A 248-nucleotide genomic window follows, 5' to 3' on the forward strand; every position below is an offset into this window, starting at 1 on the left:
GCCGATACGTACTCGAGAGGCGACAAGAAGCGACGACTACGACGTCCGCGTCTGCATGACCTGCCGGAGCGCCAGGCGGAGCTGCGCCTCGATGCGGCGGGCCTGCTCGCTGCTCACGCCCTCGACGCCGAGGCGGCGCTCGGAGCCGCCGCAGCGGTCGCCGTCTCGGGTGAAGTGGATGGCGATCCGCCCGTCCGCGAGCACCGGCTGCTGCTCGCCGCAGTGTGCGCATTCGGAGAAGCTGAACG

Annotated in this window: 1 protein-coding gene; it reads right to left on the minus strand. The window is 71.0% G+C overall.

Annotation, left to right across the window (positions count from 1 at the left end; translation table 11 throughout):
• Positions 1 to 36: 36 nt before the first annotated feature.
• On the minus strand, positions 37 to 248 hold a 212-nt coding region (locus tag SB717_RS38395), incomplete at its 5' end, for a hypothetical protein (protein ID WP_410908452.1).

It is taken from the genome of Priestia sp. SIMBA_032 (genome assembly GCF_046535215.1).
Taxonomy (GTDB): domain Bacteria; phylum Bacillota; class Bacilli; order Bacillales; family Bacillaceae_H; genus Priestia; species Priestia aryabhattai.